General features: G+C 77.7%; 9 protein-coding genes. 4 read left to right on the forward strand and 5 right to left on the reverse strand.

Annotated elements, in window-relative coordinates:
* The 3 genes from AC0CYZ_RS32270 to AC0CYZ_RS32280 form a co-directional block, all read left to right on the forward strand.
* Positions 1-2133, forward strand: a 2133-nt coding sequence (locus AC0CYZ_RS32270) for a WS/DGAT domain-containing protein (RefSeq protein ID WP_472222464.1), incomplete at its 5' end; no start/stop codon positions are given.
* Positions 2134-2187: 54 nt separating this feature from the next.
* Complete coding sequence (locus AC0CYZ_RS32275; protein ID WP_472222466.1) at positions 2188-3153, forward strand: DMT family transporter; 966 nt, start codon at positions 2188-2190, stop codon at positions 3151-3153.
* Positions 3150-3872 carry an SDR family NAD(P)-dependent oxidoreductase gene (locus AC0CYZ_RS32280; RefSeq protein WP_472222468.1) on the forward strand — a complete coding sequence of 241 codons (723 nt, stop codon included), beginning with the start codon at positions 3150-3152 and terminating at the stop codon, positions 3870-3872. The genes AC0CYZ_RS32275 and AC0CYZ_RS32280 overlap by 4 nt, the downstream gene beginning before the upstream one ends.
* A 48-nt stretch (positions 3873-3920) precedes the next feature.
* Here AC0CYZ_RS32280 and dapC read toward each other — a convergent pair whose 3' ends face one another.
* The 3 genes from dapC to AC0CYZ_RS32295 all read right to left on the reverse strand — a co-directional run bounded on the left by dapC (position 3921) and on the right by AC0CYZ_RS32295 (position 6335).
* Positions 3921-5006 (reverse strand): succinyldiaminopimelate transaminase, encoded by a 1086-nt coding sequence (gene dapC / locus AC0CYZ_RS32285; RefSeq protein ID WP_472222470.1) that lies wholly within the window; start codon positions 5004-5006, stop codon positions 3921-3923.
* On the reverse strand, positions 5003-5323 hold the full coding sequence (gene fdxA / locus AC0CYZ_RS32290; RefSeq protein ID WP_472222472.1) for a ferredoxin: 321 nt from the start codon (positions 5321-5323) through the stop codon (positions 5003-5005). Before fdxA ends, dapC begins: the two co-directional genes overlap by 4 nt.
* Positions 5324-5489: 166 nt before the next feature.
* Positions 5490-6335 (reverse strand): hypothetical protein, encoded by an 846-nt coding sequence (locus tag AC0CYZ_RS32295; protein ID WP_472222474.1) that lies wholly within the window; start codon positions 6333-6335, stop codon positions 5490-5492.
* A gap of 111 nt (positions 6336-6446) precedes the next feature.
* Here AC0CYZ_RS32295 and AC0CYZ_RS32300 point away from each other — a divergent pair, with 111 nt between their 5' ends.
* On the forward strand, positions 6447-7085 hold the full coding sequence (locus tag AC0CYZ_RS32300) for a hypothetical protein (protein ID WP_472222476.1): 639 nt from the start codon (positions 6447-6449) through the stop codon (positions 7083-7085).
* 158 nt (positions 7086-7243) lie between these two features.
* Here the strand turns inward: AC0CYZ_RS32300 and AC0CYZ_RS32305 are convergent, their stop codons facing one another.
* Positions 7244-7639: a hypothetical protein gene (locus tag AC0CYZ_RS32305; protein WP_472222478.1), complete on the reverse strand. Its 396-nt coding sequence runs from the start codon at positions 7637-7639 to the stop codon at positions 7244-7246.
* On the reverse strand, positions 7636-8292 hold a 657-nt coding region (locus AC0CYZ_RS32310), incomplete at its 5' end, for a PIG-L family deacetylase (RefSeq protein ID WP_472222480.1). The genes AC0CYZ_RS32305 and AC0CYZ_RS32310, both read right to left, overlap by 4 nt.

The following is an 8292-nucleotide window of genomic DNA, read 5'->3' on the forward strand; positions in this document are numbered from 1 at the left end:
ACGCGGGCCGTGCTGGGGCGCTGGAGTGCCCGGTCGATCGCGCCGCTGCTCGCCGCCCACCGCCCGGACCTCGTCGTCGCGACGTTCCCCGAGGGCGTCGCGGGGTTGGGGCACCTGCGCCGCACCGGGCGGTTGCCGGCCCGCGCCGTGGTGGTGCCCTCCGACCCGGCGCCGCAGCCGCTGTGGTGCGACGCGGACCTCGACGCGGTGCTGGTCACCACGGACGAGGCGGCACGACGGGTGCGCCGCTGCGCCCCGGGGGCGACGGTGCACGTCGTCCGCTGGCCGGTCGTGTCGGCGTTCCGGCCCCCCGCTTCGTGCCAGCGAAGCGTCGACGCTTGCAGCCAGTGGCAGGAAAGCCCCGTCGTCGAGGGGGTCCGGGCCCGGCTCCGCGTCCTCGTCGCCGCCGGCTCCCTCGGGTTCGGCGACCTCCCGGCCGTCGTCGGCGCCGTCCTGCACGCCGGCGCCGACCCCGTCGTCGCCGCCACCGACCCGCGCACCCGCGCCCGCCTGGACGCCCTCGCCGCCGCCCACCCCGGCCGCGTCGAGGTCCACCGGTGGATCGACGACCCGGCCACGGTCACGCGCGGGGTCGACGTCGTCGTCACCACCGGCGGCGGGGCGAGCGCGTTCGAGGCGCTGGCCTGCGCGCGCCCCCTGCTCGTCGTCGACCCCATCCCCGGCCACGGCCGCGACAACGCCCGCCTGCTCGCCCGCGCCGGGCTCGCGCGGACCTGCCGCGGCGCGTCCGGGCTCACCGCGGCCCTGCGGACCCTCGCCGACCCGGCCACCCACGCCGCCCGCGTGGCCGCGCTGGCCGGGCGCCCGCCCGCACGGGACCTCGCCGGGGCGCTCGCCGGCACGCGCCGGGTCGGGCGGATGCGCCCGGAGGACGCGTTGTTCTGGCACGCGTCGACCGAGCGGGTCCCGCAGGTGCTCGGGGCGCGGATCACCATCGCCGTCCCCGACGACGACGCGACCGACTGGCCCGCCCTCGTCGCCCACCGGATCAGCGAGCGGGCCGCCGGGATCGCCCTCCTGGCGCGGCGACTCGACGACACCGGGCCGCTGCGCTGGCTCACCGTGGCCCCGGACCCCGCCCGCCATGTCGACCCGGTCCTGTACCGGGGCGACCCCGACGCCCTGACGAGGGCGCACGTCGTCGGCGCCCCGGTCGACCCCCGCGACGTCGGCTGGCGGCTCACCCTCGCCCGCACCGGGCCCCGGGAGGTCTCCGTCCTCGCCGCCGTGCACCACTGCCTGGGGGACGGGCTCGCGGTCACCGACGCCCTCGTGCGCCTGCTCACCGACGAGGCCGCGGACGTCCCGGTGAACCGCCGGGGCGAGCAGCGCCCCGACGGGGACCGCGTCCCGATCCGCCGCCGGCTCACCGGCATCGCCGCCCTCGCCCGCGCCGGGGGAGCCCGGGCCGGCGCGCTGGGCGACCGCTCGCGGGGCGGAGCGGCGACCACCCGGGTGGTCAGCCGCGTCCGGGACGCCGCCCAGGTCCGGGCGCTCGCGCGGGCCCTCGGGACCAGCACCACCGTCGTCGTCACCACCGCCGTCGCCGAGGCGCTGACCACACCGGACGCGACGACGGTGCGGGCGATGGTCCCGCTCACCACCCGGCTCCGGGCGGGCGCCGACCACGGCGGGACCGGCAACCGCACGGCCGCCGTCGCCGTCGACCTGCCGGTGGCGCCGGGTCCGCTCCGGGCGCGGCTGGCCGCGGTCGAGCGGGCCCTCGAGCGGGGCCGGGACCGCGGCCAGGCCGAGGGGTCGGCCGCCGTGCTGGCCGCCCTCGGCCGCCTCCCGCGCCCGGTCCAGCGGTGGTTCGCCCGCCTGACGTACGGCGGGCGCTTCTTCCACCTCGTCGTCTCGGTGATGCCGGGCGTGCGCCGACCGCTCCACATCGGGGCGGGGCTGGTGGCCGAGGTCGTGCCGGTGCTGCCCCTGGCCGAGGGCGTCGGGGTGGCCGTCGGGGCGATCGGGTGGGGCCGGACCCTGGGCCTCGGGCTCTCCGTCGACGACGCGGTCCTCGCCGGGAGGGATCTTCCCGGACGGATGGACGAGGCCTGGGAGTCGCTGATCCGTGAGGCAGGCGTGCTCCGGGGGGAGCAGGATGGTGGTTGACGGGGAGTCGAGGACGCCCGCCGGCGACGGCGGGCCCGCACGGAGGCGTATCGCGTGACCGAAGCCGTCTCGCTGCTGGTCGCCGTCCCTGCCGCGGTCGTGGGCGCCGCCGGCTTCGGGATGGCCAGCGCAGCTCAGCAGCGCGCCACGCACGAGGTGCCGGTGTCCTCGACGCTGAGCCCGCGCCTCGTGGTCGACCTCATCCGGCACCCGTGGTGGCTGCTCGGGCTGGTGATGACGGTGCTCGCGCTGTCGATGCAGCTCGTCGCGCTCGCGTTCGGGCCGCTGACGGTCGTGCAGCCGCTGCTCGTCACCGGGGTCGTGTTCGCCGGTCTCTTCTCCGCGCTGCTGCACGGACGGGCCCCGGACCGCTGGGTCGTGGTCGGCGGGCTGCTCACCGCCGCGGGGCTGGCGGCGTTCCTCCTGCAGGCGCGTCCGGTGGCGGGCCCGGGCTCCGAGCGCCTCGACGTCACCGACTCCCCGGCCTTCCTCGTGACGGTCGCCGTCCTCGTCGTGGGCTGCCTGACCTTCGCGGGGCTGTCGAACCACCCCAGCCGCATCCTCGCCCTCGCCCTCGCCACCGGGATCCTGTTCGGGATCACGGCGGCCCTGATGAAGGCCGTCACGACGGCGGTGCGCGGCGGCTTCGGCGAGCTGTTCACCACCCCCGCGCTCTACGCGGCCTGCGTCGTCGGTCCGCTCGGCTTCCTGCTCAGCCAGAACACGTTCCAGCAGGGACGCCTGGTCTCGCCGTCGGTCGCCGTCATCACGACCGCCGACCCGATCGTGGGTGTCTTCGCCGGGATCGCCTGGCTCGGCGAGGACCTCGACACCACGGGGCCGCTGATCGCCGGGCAGGTGGCCGCCGGGGTCGTCGTGCTCGCCGGCATCGCCGCGGTGACCCTGCGCAGCACGATCCTGCTGCGTCGGGGCGAGGCGCCCGAGGACGCCGCAGTCTGGGACCGCCACGATCCCGACCGGGCCTCGGAGTCGTCGACCTCCAGCAGCCGCCGGAGATGACCCCGGACGGCGCGCCCGCCCTGGTGACGGGGGCCTCGTCGGGGATCGGGGAGGCGATCGCGCGCCGGCTCGCCGGGCGGGCCGCGCCCCTGGTGGTGACCGGGCGCGACCGCGACCGGCTGGACGCCGTCGCGGCCGCCGCCGGTGCGCACGGTGTCGTCGCCGACCTGACGACGGCGGCCGGGCGCGCGTCGGTCGCCGCCGCCGCGATCGAGCACGGGGTCGGGCTCGTGGTGCACGCCGCGGGGATCGGGGCGGCGGGGCCGTTCGGCGAGGCCGACGAGGCCGGGGTGGAGGCGGTGCTCGACGCCGACCTCGTCGCGCCGGTGCTGCTCACCCGAGCGCTGTGGCCGCACGTGCGGGCCGCACGGGGCCACGTGGTGTTCGTCGCCTCGATCGCCGCCCTGGGGGTGGCCGGCGAGGCGGCGTACTCGGCGGCGAAGGCTGGCCTGCGGACCTTCGCCGACGCGCTGCGCCTGGAAGAGCCCGCCGTCGGGGTCACGACGGTGCTGCCGGGGGCGGTGGACACCCCCTTCCTCGCCCGGCGGGGCTACGACCGGTCGCTCCCGCGCCCGGTGCCGGCCGAGCGGGTCGCCGCGGCGACGCTGCACGCGGTGGAGCACGGTCGCGCGGAGGTGTTCGTGCCGCGCTGGCTGCGGGTGGCCTCGGTCGTCCAGGGCGCGGCGCCCGGGGTGTTCCGGTGGGCGTCGCCCTCGTGAGCGGTGATCCGCCCTACGACACGGACCGCGCTCTCCGGCCGTCGGCACCTACAGGCGCGACGCCGCCGCTTCCACCCGCTCGTCGGAGGCGGTGAGCGCCACCCGCACGTGCTCCGACCCGGCCGGCCCGTAGAACTCCCCGGGCGCGACGAGGATGCCGCGCTCGGCGAACCACGCCAGCGTCTCGCGGCACGGCCGGCCCGCCGTCGCCCACAGGTAGAGGCCGGCCTCGGAGTGGTCGACCCGCAGGCCGGCCCGCTCCAGCGCCGGGCGCAGCAGGTCCCGGCGGGCGTCGTAGCGCAGCCGGGTCTCGGCGACGTGCGCGTCGTCGGTCAGCGCCGCCGTCATCGCCTCCTGCACGGGGCGCGGCACGATCATCCCGGCGTGCTTGCGCACGGCGAGCAGCCCGGCGACCAGCTCCGGGTCGCCGGCGACGAAGCCCGCCCGGTACCCCGCGAGCTGCGAGGTCTTCGACAGCGAGTGCACCGCGAGCAGCGACGAGACCGACCCGCCGTGCACCCGCGGGTCGAGCACGGACACCGGGTCCGCGCCCGGGGCGGGCAGGCCGAGGTAGCACTCGTCCGAGGCGACGACGGCCCCCAGCCGGCGGGCCTCGGCGACGCGCGCCGCCAGGGCCGCCACGCCGAGCACCCGTCCCGTCGGGTTCGACGGCGAGTTCAGCCAGACCAGCCGCGCCCCGGCGGGGAGCGGCTCGTCGTCGGCCACCCGCACCGACGAGGCGCCCGCGAGCAGCGCCCCCACCTCGTAAGTCGGGTAGGCGAGGTCCGGGATGGCGACCACGTCGTCGGCGCCGAGCCCCAGCAGCGTCGGGAGCCACGCCACCAGCTCCTTGGAGCCGATGGTGGGCAGCACGGCGTCGGGGACCACGTCCGTGACCCCGTAGCGGCGCCCCAGGGCGTCCACGGCCGCCGTCCGCAGCCGCGGCGTCCCCCAGGTCTGGGGGTAGCCCGGCGAGTTCCAGGCCGCCCGCAGGGCGTCCGCGACGACCTCGGGGACGGGATCGACGGGGGTACCGACGGAGAGGTCGACGACGCCGTCGGGGTGCGAGCGCGCCGTCGCCGTCTCCGTCGCCAGGCTGTCCCAGGGGAAGTCGGGCAGCGCCGGTGGTGTCACTCCCCCTGCGGCGGGAGCGCCGGCACCGGGCCCACGTCGCGGTCCACCTTGCCGACCTTCGCGGCCCCGCCCGGCGAGCCCAGCTCGTCGAAGAAGTCCACGTTGGCCTGCGTGTAGACCGACCACTGGTCGGGGACGTCGTCCTCGTAGTAGATGGCCTCGACCGGGCACACCGGCTCACAGGCACCGCAGTCGACGCACTCGTCGGGGTGGATGTACATCATCCGACCGCCCTCGTAGATGCAGTCGACCGGGCACTCCTCGATGCACGCCTTGTCGAGCACGTCCACACACGGTTCGGCGATCACGTACGTCACGTCGGCTCCTGCTCCTCGCTCTCGTCACCATCGCGGAGCGGCCCGCCGGTGGTGGTCGGGGTCCGGGTCCTGCGACGTCGGTGAAACCGCCCTGCAGTATTCCGTCCGGCGGCGCGTCCCGCCCGGGCGGGTCGCCCCCGATGACGTGGGTGACGCCACATCCGGATCACCGCCGCGAGGACGACCCCGCGGCGCCGTCGCGCCCGAGCAGCGTGGCGGTCCGCCGCGCCGCCCGCTTGAGTCCCGAGCGCTCGCTCTTGTACGCGCCGACGGCCCCGACGACGGGCACGTTCGCCAGTGTGCGCCACCACCAGTGGCCGTGCGGGCGCCGGTCGAGCTCCTCGTGCAGCCCGAACAACGATCGTCCCATCCGCCACACCGCCCGCGCGAGCGCGCGCAGTCGGCCGTCCCCGCGTCCGGATTCGCCCGAGAGCTCGCCGGTGAGGTCGCGGGCCTCGCGCTCGACGCCCGCGTCGTCGCCGAACTCGCCCGGGCGCAGGTCGCGCTCGAAGAGGACGGTGCCCAGCAGCTGCACCTGCTCGTCCCGGTCGGTGACGCCGTGCTCGCCGGCGATGGCGCACACGACCAGGCCCTGCGCGGCCAGCCCGAGGATGTCCGACACCGGGAGCCGGCGGGCCAGGGCGCCCCCGATGCCCGGAATCGACGCGATGGCCGAGGTGAAGCGCCCGACGCGGGCCACCCACCAGTGGTCGCGCTCCTCCGGCGTCATCACCGACCACCGGGGGGTGCCGGGCAGCCGGGAGGTGGCGAGGCGGTCCAGCGCCCGGTGCCGGACGTTGCCGGTGGTCCGCCGCACCTTCCCGAGCCGTGTCGTCGGGGCCGGCTCCGGCGCGGCGTCCGACGGCGCCGACTCCAGTTGCAGCGCGCGGCGCTGGGCCAGCTTGCCGAGGCGGAACGGGTCGGCGTCGCGCAGCCCCGAGAGCACCGGGCCGGTCGCGGCCACGAAGGGCCGCAACACGCTGATCATGTACTGGTCGGAGACGGCGGGCATGTCCGCCTCGTTCCCGATGCGCCACCCGGCGAACCCCGCGATCACCCTGGCCGGGAGCGGATGACGCGTGTCACAGTGGCGTCCGGGGGCCGGACCGTCCGGAGGTGGGGCATGACGGGCGGGATGTGGGCGAACGTCGTGCGCACCGAGGTGGGGCCGCAGCTCGCCGCGCTCGGGGCGCACTACGGGGCCTGCCGGACAGCGCCCGACGGCACCCGCTCGGTCTCGTGGTGGTTCCCGCCCGGCGCGCGGCGCCGCGAGCGGCGGCTGGTCTTCCGGGCCCTCGGCGGCCGCCTCGACGAGTGGGAGGTCGAGTACGCCGAGCTCGCCGCCGCGGACCACGGCCACGCCACGCTGGTGCACGCCTCCCGGTCGCGCCGCGCCGCGCGGGACGACCTCGGGCGGGCGGTGGACGACCTGCTCGCCGCCGGCCTGCGGGCACGCGGCCGGGCGGCGGTGGTCGTCGAGGACCGCGCCGGCGGGGGCGCGGCGCCGGGTCCCGACGACGGTCCGCTGCCGGGCCCGCGCGCGGTGCAGGCGGCGGCCTCGGCGCGGCGTCCCCCGCCCCCGCCGCGCGGCATCCGCGTGGCCGACGGCCTGCTCGGGGTGATCGCGGCGGTCGGCCTCCTGCTGGCGTGCCGGATCGACATCGACCTGGCGCCCTCGATCGCCTCGTTCGCGGCGCCGCTGCTCGGGGTGTCGGCCGTCTGGACGTTCATCGGGCTGTTCGGGACGGAGCGACGCCGCTAGACCACCCCGCCTCCCGCCGCGAGGGGCACTCCGCGCACGTTCGTCGGCCCCTGGAGGTGCCTGGTGTGCTGATGATCAGCGGGCGTCGGGACCCCCTCCCGACGAGGGGCACTCCACGCACGCTCGTCGGCCCCGGTAGGTGGCTGGTGTGCTGATGATCAGCGGGGAGGGGCGGCGGGCTCCGCCGAGACGGCCGGGTCCGGGGTCGGGCGCACCGGCCGGGCGGCCACCCACGCCCCGGGCAGCAGGCCCGCCGCGACCAGCAGGATGCCGCGCCAGTCGGGCGGGAACATCCCGGGGCCCGCGGGGCTCCAGAGCCCGGTGACGAGGACGACGACCAGCCACACCGCCACGGGCACGAGCGCGAGGCGGGTGCCGGGCAGCACCGCGTCGGCGGCCCGCACGAGCAGCGGGGTGGTCACGAGCGCGACGAGCGCCGAGACCGGCAGGGGCACGGTGCCCACCCGCAACGAGAGCCACGCGACCTCGGTCAGCGCGAGCAGGACCGCGTCGAGCACCACGACGAGGGCCGCCACGCCCCGCAGGAACCTCACGCCGACAGCGCCGCCAGCGCGGCCGTGGCGCCGGCCGGACCGCGCAGCAGCACGAAGCCCTCGGCGGCCAGGACGGGCTGGGCGAGGTCGTTCGAGAGCGCGAACGCGGGCGGCTCGTGCCCGTCGTCGAACACCCGGATCTGCGTCGCGTGCGCGCGTAGCGCGGCGATCTTGCGCACCCGCGCCGGGCCCAGCGCGACGCGGACGGTGACGGTGTCGTCGGGCACCGTCGGGAGGTCCCCGACGGGCGGGACGGGCAGCGGGAGCCACGCCCGGCGGCGCAGCGAGTCCAGGCCGGCGGCGACCTCGTCGTGCGCGGCGGCGGTCGCCCAGAGCCCGATGCGCTCGGCGAGGGGGTCCAGGCGCTCGACCGCGCCGCCCGCGATCTCGTGCGCCCGGACGTGGTCGGGGTGGCCGTAGCCGCCGGCCGCGTCGTAGCTGACGACGACGTCGGGCTCGACCTCGCCGAGCACCCCGGCCAGCTCGGCCACCTGCAGGTCGACGTCGGCGCGCCGCGAGAACGCCCCCTCCCCGAGGTCCGCCGGCGCGGCCGCGCGGATGCCCTCGCCGGTGGCGACCATCCCGGAGTCGTGCCAGCGGCCCCGCCCGCCGAGCAGGCGGTGATCGGTGACGCCGAGCGCGGCGCAGGCCCG

Source organism: Actinomycetospora sp., from assembly GCF_055612215.1.